At 59.0% G+C, this 17,419-nt stretch carries 17 protein-coding genes and 2 pseudogenes; 7 read left to right on the top strand and 12 right to left on the bottom strand.

The annotated features are described in order from the left end of the window. Positions 1-124: 124 nt before the first annotated feature. The 4 genes from ABID59_RS30890 (at position 125) to ABID59_RS30875 (ending at position 3,105) form a co-directional block, all read left to right on the top strand. Positions 125-496 (top strand): phospholipid-binding protein, encoded by a 372-nt coding sequence (locus ABID59_RS30890; protein ID WP_354085877.1) that lies wholly within the window; start codon positions 125-127, stop codon positions 494-496. Between the two features lie 216 nt (positions 497-712). Continuing rightward, positions 713-1,204 carry a hypothetical protein gene (locus ABID59_RS30885; protein WP_354085876.1) on the top strand — a complete coding sequence of 164 codons (492 nt, stop codon included), beginning with the start codon at positions 713-715 and terminating at the stop codon, positions 1,202-1,204. Further along, the gene (locus ABID59_RS30880; protein WP_354085874.1) at positions 1,205-1,558 is read left to right on the top strand and encodes a hypothetical protein; all 354 of its coding nucleotides are present in this window, start codon (positions 1,205-1,207) and stop codon (positions 1,556-1,558) included. A gap of 86 nt (positions 1,559-1,644) precedes the next feature. Beyond that, positions 1,645-3,105: a DUF5677 domain-containing protein gene (locus ABID59_RS30875; RefSeq protein ID WP_354085873.1), complete on the top strand. Its 1,461-nt coding sequence runs from the start codon at positions 1,645-1,647 to the stop codon at positions 3,103-3,105. A gap of 436 nt (positions 3,106-3,541) precedes the next feature. Here the strand turns inward: ABID59_RS30875 and ABID59_RS30870 are convergent, their stop codons facing one another. The 4 genes and pseudogenes from ABID59_RS30870 to ABID59_RS30855 all read right to left on the bottom strand — a co-directional run. Beyond that, positions 3,542-5,083 (bottom strand): DNA polymerase, encoded by a 1,542-nt coding sequence (locus ABID59_RS30870; protein ID WP_354085872.1) that lies wholly within the window; start codon positions 5,081-5,083, stop codon positions 3,542-3,544. A 234-nt stretch (positions 5,084-5,317) separates the two neighbouring features. Continuing rightward, positions 5,318-5,926, bottom strand: coding sequence for a hypothetical protein (locus ABID59_RS30865; protein ID WP_354085871.1), 609 nt, complete (start codon positions 5,924-5,926; stop codon positions 5,318-5,320). Between the two features lie 122 nt (positions 5,927-6,048). Beyond that, a complete protein-coding gene (locus ABID59_RS30860; protein WP_354085870.1) occupies positions 6,049-6,606 on the bottom strand; it encodes a hypothetical protein in 558 nt (185 codons plus the stop codon). Between the two features lie 153 nt (positions 6,607-6,759). After that, positions 6,760-7,320 (bottom strand): annotated as a pseudogene (locus ABID59_RS30855) (magnesium chelatase domain-containing protein); the annotation flags it as partial. 355 nt (positions 7,321-7,675) lie between these two features. Here ABID59_RS30855 and ABID59_RS30850 point away from each other — a divergent pair. Continuing rightward, positions 7,676-7,981 (top strand): DUF3892 domain-containing protein, encoded by a 306-nt coding sequence (locus ABID59_RS30850; protein WP_354085869.1) that lies wholly within the window; start codon positions 7,676-7,678, stop codon positions 7,979-7,981. Positions 7,982-8,067: 86 nt separating this feature from the next. On the opposite strand, the gene ABID59_RS30845 is transcribed toward ABID59_RS30850, so the two are convergent. From ABID59_RS30845 to ABID59_RS30820, 6 genes and pseudogenes are all read right to left on the bottom strand, one after another. Beyond that, positions 8,068-8,874: a hypothetical protein gene (locus tag ABID59_RS30845; RefSeq protein ID WP_354085868.1), complete on the bottom strand. Its 807-nt coding sequence runs from the start codon at positions 8,872-8,874 to the stop codon at positions 8,068-8,070. 46 nt (positions 8,875-8,920) lie between these two features. Then, the gene (locus ABID59_RS30840) at positions 8,921-9,370 is read right to left on the bottom strand and encodes a hypothetical protein (RefSeq protein WP_354085867.1); all 450 of its coding nucleotides are present in this window, start codon (positions 9,368-9,370) and stop codon (positions 8,921-8,923) included. A 1,676-nt stretch (positions 9,371-11,046) separates the two neighbouring features. After that, entirely contained in the window at positions 11,047-11,943 is an 897-nt protein-coding gene (locus ABID59_RS30835) for a ParB/RepB/Spo0J family partition protein (protein ID WP_354085866.1), read from the bottom strand. Further along, a complete protein-coding gene (locus tag ABID59_RS30830; RefSeq protein ID WP_354085865.1) occupies positions 11,943-13,634 on the bottom strand; it encodes a recombinase family protein in 1,692 nt (563 codons plus the stop codon). The genes ABID59_RS30835 and ABID59_RS30830 overlap by 1 nt, the downstream gene beginning before the upstream one ends. Positions 13,635-13,643: 9 nt before the next feature. After that, positions 13,644-13,838 (bottom strand): hypothetical protein, encoded by a 195-nt coding sequence (locus tag ABID59_RS30825; RefSeq protein ID WP_354085864.1) that lies wholly within the window; start codon positions 13,836-13,838, stop codon positions 13,644-13,646. A 59-nt stretch (positions 13,839-13,897) separates the two neighbouring features. Continuing rightward, positions 13,898-13,996, bottom strand: a pseudogene (locus ABID59_RS30820) (ATP-binding protein); the annotation flags it as partial. 227 nt (positions 13,997-14,223) lie between these two features. Here ABID59_RS30820 and ABID59_RS30815 point away from each other — a divergent pair. Both ABID59_RS30815 and ABID59_RS30810 read left to right on the top strand, forming a co-directional pair. Beyond that, entirely contained in the window at positions 14,224-14,469 is a 246-nt protein-coding gene (locus ABID59_RS30815; protein ID WP_148738150.1) for a PilZ domain-containing protein, read from the top strand. Positions 14,470-14,552: 83 nt separating this feature from the next. After that, on the top strand, positions 14,553-15,347 hold the full coding sequence (locus ABID59_RS30810; protein WP_354031237.1) for a tetratricopeptide repeat protein: 795 nt from the start codon (positions 14,553-14,555) through the stop codon (positions 15,345-15,347). A 42-nt stretch (positions 15,348-15,389) separates the two neighbouring features. On the opposite strand, the gene ABID59_RS30805 is transcribed toward ABID59_RS30810, so the two are convergent. Next, positions 15,390-16,679: a CpaE/TadZ family protein gene (locus tag ABID59_RS30805; protein ID WP_354085862.1), complete on the bottom strand. Its 1,290-nt coding sequence runs from the start codon at positions 16,677-16,679 to the stop codon at positions 15,390-15,392. Next, positions 16,676-17,410, bottom strand: a complete 735-nt coding sequence (locus tag ABID59_RS30800; protein WP_354085861.1) for a CpaD family pilus assembly protein — start codon at positions 17,408-17,410, stop codon at positions 16,676-16,678. Before ABID59_RS30800 ends, ABID59_RS30805 begins: the two co-directional genes overlap by 4 nt. Between the last annotated feature and the right edge of the window lie 9 nt (positions 17,411-17,419).

Genomic DNA, 17,419 nt, shown 5'->3' with positions numbered 1-17,419 from the left:
AACCAGGCAACGTCGTTCGCCACGCATAACCAAGTCCGAACCCGTCGCAGGTCACTTCGCCCCAAGCCACATTGCAACACAGGAACGAATCAACTCTGATATCGGCCAAATTGGAGGAGATATAATGCGCGTTCGGCTGATAGTCTTTGCAACGGCTATTTTGGCTCTAAGCACTGCGAATGCCTCGGCATTTTCGATGAGCTTTCGATGGTGTGGTCTCAGCTCTCCAGTGTTCGCGTTGAGTGGTGTGCCGAAGGGGACAGCCACACTGCAATTCCACATGGTCGATCTTCAAGTCCCCAGCTACAATCATGGTGGGGGAACGGTGCTGTACAAGGGGCAGTCTACGGTAGCTTGTGGAGCGCTGAACAACTATTCGCCGCCAAGTCCGCCGAGTGGCAGCCACTCGTATCAAATCACTGTCACCGCATTTGGGCCCAATAATTCAAATCTCGGCTCGGCGACTTTCACAAGGGAATTTCCGGAGAAGAAGTGACCTGAAGAGTTTCCGAGGACCTTGTTAAGGCCCGGGACCTGCCTCTTCGCTTAAGGGGCTCGACAGGTGGTATGTATGAGACAACCTTCTCGACCACCGGCTGGATGTATTGCATTCTGATGATCGGTAGCCGACCGGACTTGTTGCCCGCTTCGGTAGGGTCGTGGCAGCGGCGGCAGTAGCACCGATTCTCGTAAGGCCGTGGGGGAAAGGTAGATGGCAGAGCAAATGACATGGCCCGCACTGATCGGCATGGTCGGAGGTCTGGTTGGGCTGGCGGGCGGTGTGGCTTCGTTCTATGACCGCTTCTACAAGGGGCGACCAGTCGCATCTCTCACGACACGCAACTCAAGCGGCCGAACGATCGTGCTCATCAGGATCAAGAACACGACCAGCTATGATGTAGTCGTCACGGGATCAAAGGAGCGCAAAAACGTCTACTTCGTTGCCGAGGATTCCACCACGCTCAACATCATTAAAGGGCAGATGGACAGGAGCGCTCCAACATTCATCTTGAAGCCCGATGAGACCAGGGAATTGCTCATCATGCCGAAATTCAAGGACAACATGCCTGTGGACGTACTCAAGCCGGGTTACATCGCGTTCTGGATCTCCTGGCGCAGGGGCAACGCAACGTGGCTTCCACAAATCCCGGTGCCGGTTTGCACGACAACTCAGACCATCCGGAAGCTTGGCGGCGTAGAGTGAATGTACGAAGATCACAAGCTCTGCCCGGACTTGAAGCCTAAAGAAATCTGCCTCGTGGTTGAGAAGTACCATGAGGGCAAGATAGAGCGGAAATACCGCCAGCACGTTTCCAGGCATCGTCTGTCGGAAACGTCGCTGCAATATCTGCTTCAGGCGCTGGTGCTGAAGTTCGAGAACAATGAGCCGCTGACCATTGTTCGAAGCTTTCTGAACGACCGCGGCAAGAATCCCTCAGCACACAGCTTCAACTGGCATGTTACCTATCCTGAGCCAGGTGTGTTGAGGAAATATTGCGGCGGCAATACCTCTGCCTGGGCGGATCAAGTGACAATGCCAGGCACGTTTCGCAAGTAGCTCAGCTCAATCGTCTAAAATCCCCTGGGGCAATTGTGGTGAACATGCAGGAGGAGGCGACGTGGTGGTCCTGGTAGGAGATCAAAGTGGCTAGGAAGAAGGGAAAAGGCGGGATGGAGGTCTCGTCCCTGGCCGCTCACAAGCAAAAGGGAAAGCTCTTGCAGCCGCCCATGAACCAGATGGGCGGTTTGCAACTGTCATCATGGGTGAATGAGGTGCTGCCAGAAATGCTCTGGGCTGCGCTGATGCTGAACGGATTGGTTAGAGAGGAATGCTTCGACAAATTTCGCACTCTGTTGGATTACGTAGCCAATCATCCAGCTGCATTTGAGAAGAAATTACTCGACCTGTCCGGTCTTGCAGATATCGACCAAAACACATTTGACGAGATGTTCAAGCCCCTTTGCGGTGAGGAAGCAGTCAAGCAAGCGCTTGCGCCCCTGATGATTCTTGAAACTCTGCCGGGAAGGGTGAGATGGAGCGCCCTGATCGAAGCGCCCACAAACAAAGATGAGGCCGTGAGCACGCTGATTGATGCCGTCGCCTTGGCATACGACCATCAATCCGTCGCGGCAACAGATTGCCGATGGCTTCGGATAATGACGGAGAACGCAAAAGCCAAATTGCATTTTGCAGAACATCTTAAAGAGACGTTTGAGAGCGTTGTCGGGTATCCTGACAATGAGGAGCCAAAGCTCGCAGCGCCGAGGGTGAGGGCCCTCGAAATGGCCACACGCGCAATGGCCAATACCGAGTCCGCGTCCGCTTGGTCGAGCAACTTCTGGAAAGAATGCTGGGAGCGCTGGACGTGCGTCTTGCCGGTAGCGAAAGAGCTAGAGTTTATCGTGCACAAAGAATTATCTGATGCCGTTCAGAAGATCTACGCAGAAGTAGTAGAGCATCATTTTCAGCACCTCGGAACCACAGGCGTTGATGCCAGGCAAGAAAGCGCTTTCGGATTGGTACTTTACGTACTGCATTTAACGCTTCTCGGAGTAAAGTCATCAGTTGGCCAAACAATTCAAGGCCGTCTAAATCTCCGCAGCGCGGTCGAGGCTTTGATCATCTTGAAATTCCTCTCCAAGAAAGATGACCCGACGATTTGGATGCAATACCGAAATTACGGAACCTCTCAAGCGAAGCTGGCATATCTTAAGTACAATGAGGCAGATGCGCCGGCGTTTGTTACGAAGGAATTACTCAGAGATCTTGCCAATACAGACGTGTGGATGGAATTTCAGGACATCAAGCTGGGCGCATGGGCGGACAAAAATCTTCGTCAGATGGCTATTGATGGAGATACGAAGGAATTTTACGACAAATACTATGATGCCTTGTCAGCGTACACTCACGCCAACTGGTCAGCAGTTAGTCAGAGCACGTTTGCAATTTGTGTGAATCCTCTCCATCGATTCCATAAGGTGCCTGTATCGCCCGAGTTTTTCGCGGAGGACGCCGTGCCAGATCTAGTTAAAGTCAGCAATCTAGCTCTAGATCAACTCAACACGCTATATCCGGCTTTTAAGCCCCGTTTGAAGCTCGCATAGGTGCCACGACTCTGAGCGGATCAGCGTACCCCACAAGGAGAGACTCGGGCGGACCTTCCACGCTGCTGATCAACTCGAATTAGGCCGGCTGCAGACAGGCTTCTGAGCGCCCGCGACTTCGCGTCCTTGTCGACGCCAAATCGCTCCAGCAGGGCTCCGGGGAGTGTCACGCATGCCTTTCCCGTCAGGTCGCACTGATGGCGAATAGCCAAGTAAACCGCGAGCGCCTGGCCCGGCAGTCTGGCCGCCACCCACAGCTCGTTCATCGGGATAGGCCCCTTCAGGAACCTGCCGGTCATGCGCGTGGCTCTGTCACGGCTTGCTACCGTCGGAATTTCTATTTCGGGCGTCCTCGATTCAGATGTGTTAGTAGATCTACTATTAGATGAGACGGTATCGCGGTGGAGCGACACCACCTTCGCGCTGCTGCGATCGTTCATGTATTCACCGGGTAGGTAGCGTCTGGCCTACCAACCAGTCGTACAACTCGATTCCACATGGAGATGCCCCGCTCATCCATGTACCGGCCTGGATATCGGATAATCCTAGCTTCGGTGCGAATGGGCAGCCCACCAGTGACATAGGAGCCGGCCTTCGACATGAGCTCGCACATGTGTCGCACGTCATCGTCGAGCCGGCACAACGGCGCTGCAATCAGGAAGGCATCGTGGATCGGTGCACAAACATTGATCCCGGCTTCGGTCGCTGCGATTGCGGCGATTCGCATCATTTCAGCGCCGTTCGCTTGCATGGGAAAGTTCATCAGCGAGGTCGGTTTATCTGTGGCCTTGACCCACCGTCGCCAACCAAAGACCGTACTCAGGCGGTTCGAGATCATCGCGCTATCGACCGCGGTGCTGCTGTATTCCCAGAACCGGTGGTACAACTGTCTGTGGAGCTGGATCATCTCCCGGGCCTCGGCGACGCTGATGCCAGCTCGGTGTGCCATGCCTTCAGCGCCCATACCGTAGTTGAGACCGAGCACGACCGTTTTGCAGCGCTCCCGGATCACCGGATGGGTGGCCTTCGTCGCATCAACCGGCGCGAGTCCGGACTGCTTAGCGAAGGCCATATAGAGGTCGCCGTCTGCGTAGGCCTCCGCCAACCTTGGGTCGCCGGAAAGCCCAGCGGCGATCCCGATCTCCTGTGACACGAAGTCGATATAGGCGATGCCGTGGCCGTCCTCGGGCTTGATGATGCCCCTCAGCCACTTCGAAGGTCCAAAAACGAACGCGCTCGCTGAAGGCTGGTTACGGCCCGTGATGGACCGAAACGGACGGAGGCTGGTGCGAGCCCTGTTGTCCAGGCCAATTTGAATGTCTGATTTGCGGAGCTTGCTGAGGGATTGCCGAAGCTCGTGCAGCGGACCGAGTTGAGGATAGAGCCGGCACTGCTCCTTAAACGTATCGTCCTTCAGGTCCAGAGTGCCTGACGGCAGCCTCGGCCAAGACATACCTCGTGTTTTCAGGAGAGCCTCGAGCCGGCTGAGGCGAAACGAGATGCCGTCGTAGACGCCGTAATCACGGTCTACTTCTTCGACCAGCCGCCCCCTGATTTCGGGCCATTGGTCAACAAAAGTCCGATAGAGTGCCCGATCCACAGGCACGCCGTTCCGCTCCATGTGAGCCACGGCGGACATGTATCTTCCTCTCAAGAGGGCGCGAGACCAGTCGATCGAGGCCGCCATCGATTCGAGCAGGACAACAAGGCCGTCAACGTCTGACTCGCAATAGTCGAGGATGGCTTTCTTTTCGGCGTCGTTCCAAGTCGTCTGATCAAGGATCAGGGACCGCATCTTATCCTTGTGACCCACGCCAATGTGCGGCCGCCCGCGCATAGCGAGAGCGCCAAGCATGCCGTTTCCCATCGGCAAATAGCGACCATTGGTCTCGACGCGGTGCTCTACGAAGAGATCAAGAATCTCCTCCGGAGGATTCCAGCCGAGTTCCAAAAAGCAACCAATCTCGGCGGCCGCCATATAGGCTACGACAAGTACATCCGGTCCCGTAACAAAAGGGGGGCGGGTAAGGGTCCTGAGTTCATCCAGCCAGAGGCGGATAACCTGTCCAGTGACAGCCTCCCTTGCAACCATGCAGATCGGACGGGGACGTTCGCCTTCACCGGCCTGAAACTCAAAATCGACGCACCAGATACGCCGGAAAGGAACGACGGCCCAAAGGCCATCGTTCTTATTGTGTAGGGGAGGCATGTGTCAGACCAGACCGCGAAGTCGCTTAACGACCGGATGATCATCGTTCTCGATCACCCGCCCGCGAAAGGCGATTTCGAGAAGTTCGTTCAGAGGCTTCGCCGGCCATTCAGGCTCAGAGAGGTCTCCCTGCGCCGCCCAAATGCGGTAGGCGCCCAACGACATGTCGGCGACCAGCCGAACCCACGTCTTCTTTGCAACCTCACAGCCCTGCTGAGCGCTATCCTGCCACGCATTCCCGCTGCTGTTGTCGTTCGCGACCTTGATCGGCCAAAGGAAACTAACCTTCTGCCGATTAATGGCGGTGACGAGGATGACCGGGGTCGTTTCCCCAAGCATCGCCGACATCATGTTGGGAGCCACGAAGTAGAACTCACGGTCCTGCTTGTCCTCGTAAACGGCCGTTGCGAGCATCATTCCTTCATCAGGATGGACACGCACAAATTCCTGCTTTTGAGGCTTGCGTACAGGCACTTTCGATAGAATTTGAGTAGTGCCACCAAACACGGTCGAGCTAACGGAGAGCCGCAGCTGGTCGAGGTCCGCAAAGATACTTTGAGGCTTGATCGAAACCTCATTATCCGCAGCCACTTCGGTTTTCAGTTCTTTCATCCACTTTCCTTTCAGGTAGTGCACCACGCGGTGCGCTATCCAAGTAGGGCTGGATGAAGGTGCTGATAAAGTGGGGTAGTTTTCCGCACTTCAGCATAGGTAGGAGGAAAGGTTCACCGCTCCTATCCATTTTCGAGTACGGTTTTGAGCTCACTCAAGGCGACGGGAGGCCAGTCTCGGACGAAGCTTTCGGTGTGAATCCTGGCCAAAAAATGCGTTCGGCCGTGGTAGTAACGCCGCTTCAACGTTCCGGCGGAAATTTGGTTTTCCTTGAATCCCGGCTGATTTGCTACTTCTTCACATGCGCTTACTAGATCACTCGGCTTACCTAAATGTTCGAGGGCTCTCCGAGTATAATGAATGTCCCTCAGCAGAGCCCATACCTCTAGTTCTGTCCAAGGCGGTGTACCCGCGAAGGGGACAAAATCGATCAGCACCTCGAGCAGGAGATCGCGATGAAAACGATTTTCTGGTTGAAGGCCTGCAAGTGCAAAAATAGCTATCGCTTTTCGGTCGTCCTCTTCGAGTGGATCTAGCGTCCAATTGCATTCGCCCCTCCGGGAAATTGCCGATCCAGCTTCCGTGACATTGAGTTCTCGAATCTCGGAGAGCACTCGAACGAGCTTTGGGTCTGCTATCGGATTTGGACCGCCCGTGTTGGTGTTGGAATATTCCGCCATGTGTCCTCGGCAAAGGGATCGTCATCGCGCGCCGACGCGACTACTCACTCTTGCTTAAACTGCCAGTGAGTCACTGATCGAGGAACGAGGTTAGCAAACCCTTACGAGCCGTCGGCACAAATGGGCGTCAGCGTCAAAATCAATTGGCCGCCATATCAACAGGTGATGGCCGCCCGCGGCCGCGATCTCCAGCGCCCGCTTGGCGCTCTCCTGGCCCTTGATGTCGCGCAGATCGAGCAGCGAGCTTGCTGCCTCGTGGACTTTCGGCACGGGCCGCGACAACACCTGTGTGCCCTTGAAATGGTTGGCGATCTGAATCAGGGAGTGTGCGGCGACGATCTGGATGTCCGGGCTCGCCCACGCCGCTTCCGAGCCGCAGGCCGCCGGACAGATCAGGCCTTCCTCGCGCACATTGGCGCCGATCGCGGCTGGCAAAACGCCGGCCACCGGTGCGATCGAGCCGTCGAGGCCGAGCTCGCCGAGCACGGTAAAACCCGTCAGCGCATCCGGCGGGATCGCGCCGATCGCCGCCATCAGCCCGAGCGCGATCGGCAGGTCGTAATGGCTGCCTTCCTTCGGGACGTCGGCAGGGGCGAGATTGACGATGATCCGCCGCGCCGGCAGCGCCAGGCCCGACGCGATCAGGGCCGAGCGCACCCGTTCGCGCGCCTCCGACACCGCCTTGTCGGGCAGGCCGACGATGGCAATGGCGGGATGTCAATGACAAAAGGGGAAGATTCGCGGATCAGGTTGGGGCTGGCTTGTTGGTCTTGCTTTCAACTCAGTACACGCCCGCGACAGGCAGTTATCCACCTTTTCCCCCACATGTAGCGGTAGAGCGGTAAACATCCGACTAGTACTTGACGGAATCGAGTGAAGCACTCAACCTGATGGGAACCTGAACGAACGAAGCCGCCAAACCCTGCAAGGTTCAACGGCTTCTATAAGTTCCGGTCCGCTACTTAACCCGCGAGACAGGTGAAGCGGGACATTGGTCGTTACGCAACTCCGATAGAATCGGAGATACAGCCGGTGGTCAAGCCTGTCTCGCAAGACACAGGTCATTATTATGAACGTCACCGTCAAAACGCAGACCGCCCAAATTAGCTGTATCATCAAGAGCGACCGCTACAACCCGCACGAGCGCATCACCCACGTAGGTGGAACAGCTGGTGGCGGTTGGCGTATCACTCAGGAAGACGCGATTATCCTGATTGAGACGAGGCAATGGGACTTTTGGGTCAAGCCGCCCAATGCTGACCCTGTCTGGGTTGTCGTCGCCATCAGCCGCTTCGGTAACAAGTATCTGAAGACGACGGCCGATGGGGAGCAGCCGAACAACCTGCTGTCACTCCCTGAGTGCCCCAAGGCGTAAGCGCAACGCGCCGGTTTTGCTCATCGACTGCGAGACCGGCGCAGCCTTGGTTGAAATGAACTTCTCCGTGCACAGCGGATGCAGTGTTAGTTCACCGCCGTTTGATCTAGAACGATCAGCCATCGCAGGAAGGATGTCCCGTTGCTGATTGCCAAGACCGCAAGATCAATCGGAGGCTGGACGGGGTCCTCACTACCTGGCTCATGGCGGTAGTTGTGGGAAGCATCTACCCAGTCCTTGAATGAAGCCAGTTGTTTACTGGCAGCCCGCAGGGCAACGGGATCGGCGCTGTAGAGCCTTTGAACCACGGGCGCCAAATATGTTTCAACGGCCCCGGCGTTCAGTTGATTGGCAGACGAAAACATCAATCTGAAAAGCCCCTCTACGGCAAGGAATGCTGCACGCCACGCATCCTTTCCGTTGGGGGGATCAGACGAGAGTTCATTAGAAATCCGCTCGAAAGCAGCGAGGCTATTTGCATAGCGTGGCGTTTGAAGCCCTGCCACGGTCGCCTGCCTGTTCCTCTGAAACTCTTTGTCAACGGCCGGATGCACGATGGCGACGCTGTCGATTTCAAAAGCCAAATGCTCCTCGGAAAAGACGCGGCGCGCTTCGCTCAGCCACCGTTCTTCAAAACTCGTGGCCCTGAGGAACCCGAACGTCAACGTCACGGTGTCGAGGAGGTCTCGCGTCGCGCACTTCGCGGTAAAGATTGGCCATCCGAGACCGTTGACCACCCCAACCGTTATTCCAAGTTCACGCTCAATGAAGTAGCTTAGCCCTCTGTGATTGCTGACCATGCCCTCCATGAGCTTACCCAGCCGATGTCGCGCGCGGGGGCTGTCGGGCAAAGGCGCCGTCTGATCGATGTAGAGTTGGCTGTAGCGCGACACGAGCGGGCTCCCTCCAGCGGTTGCGTCGTCGAAAGCGGGCTAACCCTCACTGTGAGTATTGTCTAAGTACCTGCTCGGCCTCGAATGCCCCTTGTGCCCCCGGCTCGTTTGCATGGAACATAACAACGGTCGCAGCAGCATTAGCAGTGGGGGCACGAACCACGCTCGCAGTACCGAAGCTGCTAGAGGTTCCGCTCATGCTGCCGTAGCCGTAGCTACCATTGAAATTGCTGTTGCTGCTCCCGACAACACCGGCGACCTCTGAGCCTTGGCTCACTCCGGCCTGAGCAAGTTTGAAGTGCGTGTAGCCTCGATCCAGCGTTGCCTTTGCTGCCGCACGCATGGTTTGTGGCACTGTTTGGCTCGTAAAGAGTAGCCCCTTCGATTGGGTGTCTAAGCGCACCACATTGGGTGCCAGAGGCATTTCTTGGGTTGAAATACAACCAGCTAGCATTAACGCAGCCAGCATAGCGCCAGCCAAAGCTGTGATCCTCATTCGGTCGCCCCCCATTCCATCTAACTTTAGATAAAGAACAGCAGTTACCGAACAGCCTTTGCGGGCGTCAAGTCGCGACACAACATCCGAGCGTGCCGTCGATGGCACTCGGGTCCCCTGCGGGCGGTATGGGACCCTTGGCCGGTGTTCATGGGGCCCCTGCTTTCCAAAAAAAGGGGCTAAAGCGATGGGCCTCTGCTCAGCTGAAAAGGGCGGTGTGGTTCGCTGAAAGTACCGTATGGGTCCCGTAGCGGGCCGCTTGCGCCCTTATTGTTTGGCTCATCCAATCGACGTCCGTCCCTAGCGTTGGCAACGTTCAAAGTGCATAGATCACGAAGATAAGAAAGGCGCCGGAGCAAGCAGAGGGAGCGAGCGGGAGACTAATGGGCGATATCCAATTTTTGGTGCTTATAGCCACCATCATTCTCTGCACCGCGTATGTAGCTAATGTCGTGTATCTCGCGGGCAAAGCCATACGTGAGCAGGTTGTTCACTCGGCCAACATGATCCGAGAGAGCCGGCACCTTGCCGAATGATCGGATTGCGGCGCGTGCGGTGGTGGGGCTGGCGCCGCCTAGGCCCCCTTGGCCTAACTATCCTGTGGATCGTTCTGCTGATCCTCAAGGATTTCAGAGAGTTCTGCTTCAGGGCTACCGATTGTTATGTGGCACCAAATCAGCGTACGGTAATTTTACCTGACGGGCCTTCCTTGGAAAAGGAAGGGGGTCACCCGGTGGCAACCAGATGACCCCAAACGGCTCCGTTAAGGAACCTTCCTACCAGAAGCTGCTGGAGTCCTTCCTTGCCTTATCGGCTCGGCAGGCTCCGGCAGTGTGCACGCACGTACTCCACCTTGCCGAACCGAATGCGGACATAGTCGCAAACGGCCACCGGTTGGTGGATCGGACACGACGCTGGACGGGCCATTGCTGTGATCCCGTGGAGACTAGGCTCCACTTCCCCGGGCCGCACGATAGCGCCCCGTTCACAGCGCTCTCGTCTCCGGTGGGGAGGATCACTCCCGACTGAGTCGTTTCCGACCTGCTCTGCTTACCATTCTCCGTTGGATTCCCTGGCGCCACGCCCTCGGTTATCCCCCTATATTGCACATCAGGGACTTTGTTCCCGATTTGTTCTTGGTCACCCCACCACTTCGTTGTTGTCCCGATTGGGCCCGGCAAGGAACTCCGGCCCCCCGGGGGGCCTCTGGCTAACTCTTGGGGCCCCACCGGTTTCAAAAACAACGGGCTAAAGCCCTTGCCTCTGCTCAACTGAACAGGGCGGTGTGCCTTCTTGGAAGTACCCGATGGGGCCCCTGCTCGCCGGGGCCGGGTGGGACAGGGGGCTCGCTTTGCAACTCTGGCGCCGATGCTCCTAGGGGCCCCAGCGGACTCCCTCGGTAGCAGTTCTACCCAACCGCTGTTGGGCCTCGCCCTGGCATCAAACGCATCCAGGGGCTTCCTAGGGGCCTATGGGACATTCGGCAGGGCAGCCTACGCTCCGCCCAAAGCTAAGTTATGGGCCATGGGCACATATACGGCTTGATCTATCTAACTATCTGTTATAGCTCATGATTTTAACTAAATCGGGTTTGCTCTGCTTGGGATCAGCCTACCCCAATGGGGCGCTATGGGTTGGGGTAGGCGGCTATGGGCCCTTGCAGCCTGCGGAGGCCCTCAGAAGGGCTCGTTGTCCTCATCCACCTGCGCCGGATCAAAGGGGCGGCGCGGTTCCCAATGCGCCATGAGCTCCGCTGGCAGCCCGGGGTCAAGCATCTCCAGCGCTAGCGCTGTGATTTCGGGGTTCTTTGACAGATGTAGCTTCGCCCTCTCGATATCGTTAGCTAAGTTCTGCGCTCGCTCCTCTAGCCAGCTAGCTTCGTCAAACGCCTGCTGTTCTTTTCCGTCCAGCTTGGCTATTGCTTGTCTCCAACTGAGGCCTGCTATCCCCTCGTATTGCCCGCTGTGCAACTTCGTCCACGCCTCGCGCATCCGGTTCACTGTGCCTTTGCCTGCACCAGTTAGTTCCCTCGTTTCGGCGATGCTGTCCGGCCACTCTCCCGGCTTTCCTAGCTTCACTAGCTCCCATGTCGCCTCTGTTCTTTCTTTAGTCGTCATCGGCAGCTTGTTCTTAGTGTTGCGCCTCAGTGCCTCCCGGATGGCTTCATCCAAGGTGCCACTAAACACTATTGCCGGAATATCTCCCTTCCACCCTGCCGTTTTGTAGGCCGCAAGCCGGTGATGCCCGTCCATTACGTAGTACTTGTCCGCCACCGGCATGACGAGTATCGGCTCCAGCGCGCCCGTGTTCTGTGTCGCCTTAGCCATTTCGAAAATGTGGTCATCACTCGGCACCATGCCCGGGTTTCTCCACTGGAACACTTTTGTAGCCACGCGGATGTCCTTCAGCGCTAGCTTCACTACTGCGCCAGCCGCGTGCTTCCGCGCTGCCCCGGCATTAGCCGCCAGCTTCGCTGCGATGTCGCCTATGCTTTCACCTGTGTCCGTGGGTCTCTTGATGCCCGCGCGCGTCACGGCGCGCCGCCTATCAGTCTCTTTTCGTTTCGTTGCCATCAGTGTCCCGTCGTCTCTTCAATCTGATTTGCGCCGATTGCCCTTTCGGGGAATAGCGCGCTCAGCGGCTCCCGCGTCTCTTGCCTATGGTCCCATTTGAAGTGCCGTGTGATGCAGAGAACGCCTTGCGTCTCATCGGAGTGATGCCACCGCACCCACAACATGCCTTGCTCCGGGTCAAGCACGATGCGGCGAATGGCGTCCCTCAGTACCCTGTTGGTTTCCTCCACATCCGTGCTTCCGGTGAGCGCCCGCTCCACAGCCTTGAGTCGGTCCTTCACGCTCGCAGTGGTCATGGTGTCGCGCTGTGCTCTCAAGTCCCGTAGCTGCTTCTGGGTGTCCTTCAGATACAGGTCAATCTCCCTAAGCCGTTTTGCTGCTGCTCTGGCTTCCGGGCTTCCACGCTCTGCGGCGATCAATTCCGCCAAGTCGGATATCTGCCCTTCTGCCCCATCGGCGTTGTTTTGCAGGGCTTCAATCTGTTTCTCTAGTGCTGCGGTGCTCTTCCCTCGGGGGGCCTCCTTAACCAGCCCCCTAGCATTCTCCCTTATTGCCTCCTCGACGGTGTCATACCGAACGGCCTTGTACTCGCAGCCCCCTGCTCGCATGTTCGCTCTGGAGCAAACGAGGTACACGTAGTCGCCCTTGGCAACCCGTGTGACCGCGTGCCCGCACGTTGCGCAGAACGCGATGCCTGACACGATGGACTTCGGTGGCTGTCTTGCGTTCCGCCCCCGAGCAGCTTTGGTGCTGAGTTTGCGGTTCACCTTCCAATACGTGTCCTTATCTACCGCAGCGGGGAATAGGTTCTCCACCGGGTCCATTGGCTGATCCCGGCGCGCCCTTGTGGTTTCATCGTGGGATGTGGTGTGGGGTGTGAAGGTGCCGATTGGTGCGGTGCTTGTGAGGACCTTGCGGATGTAGCTGGTCCGCCAATGGTCCGCAGTCCGTTGATTGCCACTTCGCCCCCATGTCGGGACACCGCGCTCGTTCAGGTCCCGAGCTATGCGAGTAAGCCCGTCGCCCGCAGCCATGCGCTCAAACATCTCCCGCACGATGTCGGCGCGCTCATCTATCAGCACATAACGGCCTTCCTTGTCGCTCCATGTGATCCACGCGGGTGTCTGGCGGGTGTACGGCTTCCCCTCAAGACCGTGCTCGCTCAGCCGCTTCTTCTTCCGGGCCTTGGCATCCCCAATTAGCTGCGATTTCCTCGCGCTCTCTTGGTTCGCCCTGATCTGCTCCGCGACGATGTACATGATGTCATAGGGCTGCTTCTTCAGTCGCTCGTGCGAGTACACCTCACCCGTGGCCAGCACAGCGATGTTGATGCCGCCTATGATCAAGTTCTGGAACAGCGTTTGCGCTTCAAAGAAGTCGTCACGCGACAGTCGGTCGATGTTCTCCACGAGCAGATAACTGCCCTCGGAGACGTATCCCTTGTGAACGGCTTCAAGAAACCCAGCGAGCGCCCCTGTGCGGGCATTCTTGCCTCTGTAGGCAGACACACCGATGTCCGTCATGTTCAGCTCGGTGTCCAAGGTCAGCCCATGGTCGAGCGCGAACTTGGTCGCCTTCTCCATCTGCCGCGCGAAGCTCGCTCCCTCCTGCTGCGCGGGTGTCGAGAAGCGGACGTAGGAATACGCGCGGGTCTCTTCGGGCCGCGCAGGGCGCACAGGGGTGGTGCTCATTGGGTAGCCTCAGCCCTTGTGTTCCGGGCTCAGCGCCATCAGCACCGCGTCAATATCCACCTGCCACTGGGTAGCCTGCCTCTCAGCCCAGCCCTCTAAACGCTCCCCGAATGCTGCCGTGGCCCGCGCTGCCCGGTCTAAGCCCCAAGCCAGCCGAATGATGGCCCGGAGGCCGGTGACGATGATCCTATTGCCAAATTCCATTGCAATCTCCGTGTGATGCCAATTGCCCGCGCCTAATAGCGTTGGCATTCACACTCTGCAATGGCGAAGGCCGGCAGGCCCGGGGCGACCTGCACCTGCACGTCGACCGCGCGGGCCTCGATCCCTTCAAAGGCGACTGTCGAAACCCGCTGGACCATGATGCCCCCTCGCACAATTAGGGGTAGCAGAGCGCGATGGCCCTGACAAGAACAATACAAGAACGAAGGCGCGGGCGCCGCGATTCCTAACGACCGGTAAACGGGACGGCGACACTAAGCTTCGACTACGCCTCGAATGCGAGCGGCTGCGCTCAGCACATTCCAATGAATGTGCGCTACTCCTAGGGCTGCGGGATGGGCCGTGATCTAACGGGTGAACAATTCAAATGCTTGCAAATCGCCGCAGAAGCGAACGCCGGATGTGCACGCGGCTCGCCAAGATCCATTTTGGCGCGGGGTCGCTGCCACGGGACTGCACGATCACGGATATCTCGGATGGCGGCGTCAAGGTCGTGGCGGAATTCCTGGAACTGCCGCCGCAATTCACCATCATCTTCGCACCCGACTATTCCCGCCAATGCCGCCTGCGCTGGCGCATCGGCTGCGAATTCGGCGCGGAATTTACCGACTAAGCCCAAGAGGCGGGCGTCCTTAACGGGAATTTAGCGTTAATCGGCAAAGCATCTCTGATCAGTCCGCCGGCGGTGATCAGAGTATGTCCAAGCGTTCGTCCCTTGCCTCTCCCCCGGCGAGATTCCTGCTTCCCGCGCTCCTGGTGCTCGCCCTCGGTGGCTGCCAGACCACGAGCCTGGAGGATGTGACCGGCGCGCTCGGCGTCGGTGGCAAGCCGGAAGCGGCCGCTACGGCGGACGCCAAGCCCGACATCAAGCCCGACATGGACGGCTTGCGGGAGCGCTATCGCGCCAGGCCCAGCGATCCCGCCATCGCCCTCGACTACGGCAAGGCGCTGCGCGAGACCGGCCAGCGCGCCCAGGCGGTCGCGGTGATGGAGCAGGCCGTGCTCGCCCATCCCAGCAACAAGGCGCTGCTCGCCGGCTACGGCCGCGCGCTCGCCGACAATGGCAATTTCCAGCAGGCCTTCGACGTTCTCAGCCGGGCGCATACGCCGGAGGATCCGGACTGGCACATCCTGTCGGCGCAGGGCGCGGCGCTCGACCAGCTCGGCCGCAACGAGGAAGCGCAGCAATATTATGCGTCGGCGCTGAAGATCGTGCCGGACGAGCCGCAGGTTTTGTCCAATCTCGGCCTGTCCTACATGCTCCAGAACAATCTGCCGCGGGCCGAGGACACCATGCGCCGCGCCTATCGGCGCAACCCGGCCGATTCCCGCGTGCGGGGTAATCTCGCACTGGTGCTGGGGCTGGAAGGCAAGCAGGCCGAGGCCGAGACCATCGTGAAGGCCGATCTGCCGCCGGATCAGGCGGCGGCAAAGGTCACGGCGCTACGCCAGCTGCTGTCGAAGAAGCAGCAGCAGCGGGCGGAGAAGTAATCCGCCGCCGAGAGCACTGCGCGCTCGAGAACGCTCTTGCGCTTACGACGCCTTGCGATGCGGAGCGGATGCGCGTCCGGTCCTGCCCTTCAGCTTCTTCAGCAGCGGTCCGAGCAGCGAACGCTTCGGCTTCTTCACTTCGCCGCGCCCGGCGAGGCGGTTGGCCATGTTCTGGAACAGCTCGGTGGTGCGGTGGCTCTTGGAGACCTCCGCAATCATCTGGCCGTTATTGGCGGCGGTCGAGAACAGCTTTGAATCGAACGGGATCACCGCCAGCGGCTGGCTTTCCATCGTCTTGGCGAACGATTTGACGTCGATCTCGGCGCGCTTGTGCATGCCGACCTGGTTGATGCAATAGAGCGGCGGCCGGTCGTTCGGCCGTGCCGCCTTGAGCACGATCAGCATGTTCTTGGTGTTGCGCAAGTTCGCGAGATCCGGCTCGGCCACGATGACGATGTCGTCGGCATTGACCAGCGCGCGCTTGGTCCAGGCCGACCATTGATGCGGCACGTCGAGCACGATGCAGGGCGTGGTCATGCGCAGCGTGTCGAAGATCGCATCGAACGCCTCCGCGCCGAAATCATAGACCCTATCAAGCGTAGCCGGTGCGGCGAGAAGGCTGAGGCGGTCGGTGCATTTGGCGAGCAGGCGCTCCATCAACGCCGTGTCCGGCCGGTCCTGCGACAGCACCGCGTTCGCAATGCCCTGCGCCGGATCCTGGTTGTAGTCGAGGCCGGCGGTGCCGAAGGCGAGGTCGAGATCGATCACGACGGAATCGAGCGCGAGGTCGCGCGCGATGGTCCAGGCCACGTTGTGCGCGACGGTGGAGGCGCCGACGCCGCCCTTGGCGCCGACCACCGCGATGACGCGGCCGGTGATGATGGCTTCGGAGGCCGAGAACAGGCTGCAGATCGAGCGCACGACGTCGAGGGTTTCGACCGGCCCGACCACGTAGTCGTTGACGCCGCGACGCACCAGCTCACGGTAGGGCGCGGTGTCGTTGGGGTTGCCGATCACGACCACGCGGGTGCCGGGATCGCAAACGCCGGCGAGGTCGTCGAGGCCCTCGAGGATGTCGCGTGTGCCGTCGGATTCGATCACGATGACGTTCGGCGTCGGCATCGTGTCATAGACATCGATTGCCGCGGCGAGGCCGCCGCTCCTGGCGGTGAGATGCGCCTTGGCGAGACGGCGGTCCTGCCCGGCCGCGGTCACCGCGGCGAGCGTCTGCTCGGTCTCGCAAAAGGCCTGCACCGAGATCCGGGGAACCGGCGCAATGTGCTCCTCGGGGTGCTGCGGATCGTCCGCCTCTTCGTCGTGGATGCCCGTCATTTGCCTGTTTCGCTGAGTTTGGCCTTGTCAGCCTCGGGATAAGCGGTCGCGGTGGAGGTGCCCTTGCGGTAGCGGTCGAAGGCGATGTCGCGCCGTGCGGTATAGGCCGGCGTCTCCGCGCGCGGCTGCTCGAGGTCGGCGGGGTTGTCGATCATCGCGGCAAGATTACGTTGGGTGGCGCAGCCGAGATTGAAGTAAGGCCGGTTCTCGTTGTAGCCGGGATCGAGGATCGACGGTCCCATGTCCTCTGGCCACAGCCCGCAGGGGCCGGCCACCGCCGCGATCTTGGAATAGCTCAGCCGGATGGTCGGCAGCAGGGCGGGGTCTTCGGGACGATAGCGATGCTGGACGATGGCGCGCGACGGCACGCCGCCGCTGCCGAGCACGGCGCGGATTTCGTGGTAGGTCGCAGCCGCCGCGCGCGAATTCGCGGTGTCGATGGGCACGTCGACGACGACGGAGCCGGTGCCTTCGCGCACCCAATCCTGGGCGATGCCCATCACGTCGGCGTGCTGCGCGGTCGAAAGTCCGCCGCGCGCCTTGCCGACGAAGATCACGATCGAGCGCTTGGCTTCCTGCACCGCGATCGGGTGACGCATGCGGTAGTCGGTCGGTACCGTCTGGGTGGTGACGACGTCGCCCGTGGTGTTGCAGGCTCCCAGCATGACGGAGAGCCCCGTCAGCGCGAGCGCGATGCGCAAATTGCGACGTCGATCATTTGTCTTCGTCATCGCTTCATC

The organism is Bradyrhizobium sp. S3.3.6, from assembly GCF_040546905.1.
GTDB classification, from domain to species: Bacteria; Pseudomonadota; Alphaproteobacteria; order Rhizobiales; family Xanthobacteraceae; genus Bradyrhizobium; species Bradyrhizobium cytisi.
The sequence above is the reverse complement of the archived record's forward strand: the minus strand, read 5'-3'. Positions and strand labels throughout refer to the sequence as shown.

Bases quoted from the DNA above. Each gene is read 5' to 3' on its own strand.
- ABID59_RS30800 (WP_354085861.1), bottom strand. From the start codon at position 17,410: ATGACGAAGACAAATGATCGACGTCGCAATTTGCGCATCGCGCTCGCG.
- ABID59_RS30885 (WP_354085876.1), top strand. From the start codon at position 713: ATGGCAGAGCAAATGACATGGCCCGCACTGATCGGCATGGTCGGAGGT.
- ABID59_RS30815 (WP_148738150.1), top strand. From the start codon at position 14,224: ATGCTTGCAAATCGCCGCAGAAGCGAACGCCGGATGTGCACGCGGCTC.
- ABID59_RS30810 (WP_354031237.1), top strand. From the start codon at position 14,553: ATGTCCAAGCGTTCGTCCCTTGCCTCTCCCCCGGCGAGATTCCTGCTT.
- ABID59_RS30835 (WP_354085866.1), bottom strand. From the start codon at position 11,943: ATGGCAACGAAACGAAAAGAGACTGATAGGCGGCGCGCCGTGACGCGC.
- ABID59_RS30850 (WP_354085869.1), top strand. From the start codon at position 7,676: ATGAACGTCACCGTCAAAACGCAGACCGCCCAAATTAGCTGTATCATC.
- ABID59_RS30870 (WP_354085872.1), bottom strand. From the start codon at position 5,083: ATGGCGGCCGCCGAGATTGGTTGCTTTTTGGAACTCGGCTGGAATCCT.
- ABID59_RS30825 (WP_354085864.1), bottom strand. From the start codon at position 13,838: ATGGAATTTGGCAATAGGATCATCGTCACCGGCCTCCGGGCCATCATT.
- ABID59_RS30840 (WP_354085867.1), bottom strand. From the start codon at position 9,370: ATGAGGATCACAGCTTTGGCTGGCGCTATGCTGGCTGCGTTAATGCTA.
- ABID59_RS30880 (WP_354085874.1), top strand. From the start codon at position 1,205: ATGTACGAAGATCACAAGCTCTGCCCGGACTTGAAGCCTAAAGAAATC.
- ABID59_RS30805 (WP_354085862.1), bottom strand. From the start codon at position 16,679: ATGACGGGCATCCACGACGAAGAGGCGGACGATCCGCAGCACCCCGAG.
- ABID59_RS30890 (WP_354085877.1), top strand. From the start codon at position 125: ATGCGCGTTCGGCTGATAGTCTTTGCAACGGCTATTTTGGCTCTAAGC.
- ABID59_RS30830 (WP_354085865.1), bottom strand. From the start codon at position 13,634: ATGAGCACCACCCCTGTGCGCCCTGCGCGGCCCGAAGAGACCCGCGCG.
- ABID59_RS30860 (WP_354085870.1), bottom strand. From the start codon at position 6,606: ATGGCGGAATATTCCAACACCAACACGGGCGGTCCAAATCCGATAGCA.
- ABID59_RS30865 (WP_354085871.1), bottom strand. From the start codon at position 5,926: ATGAAAGAACTGAAAACCGAAGTGGCTGCGGATAATGAGGTTTCGATC.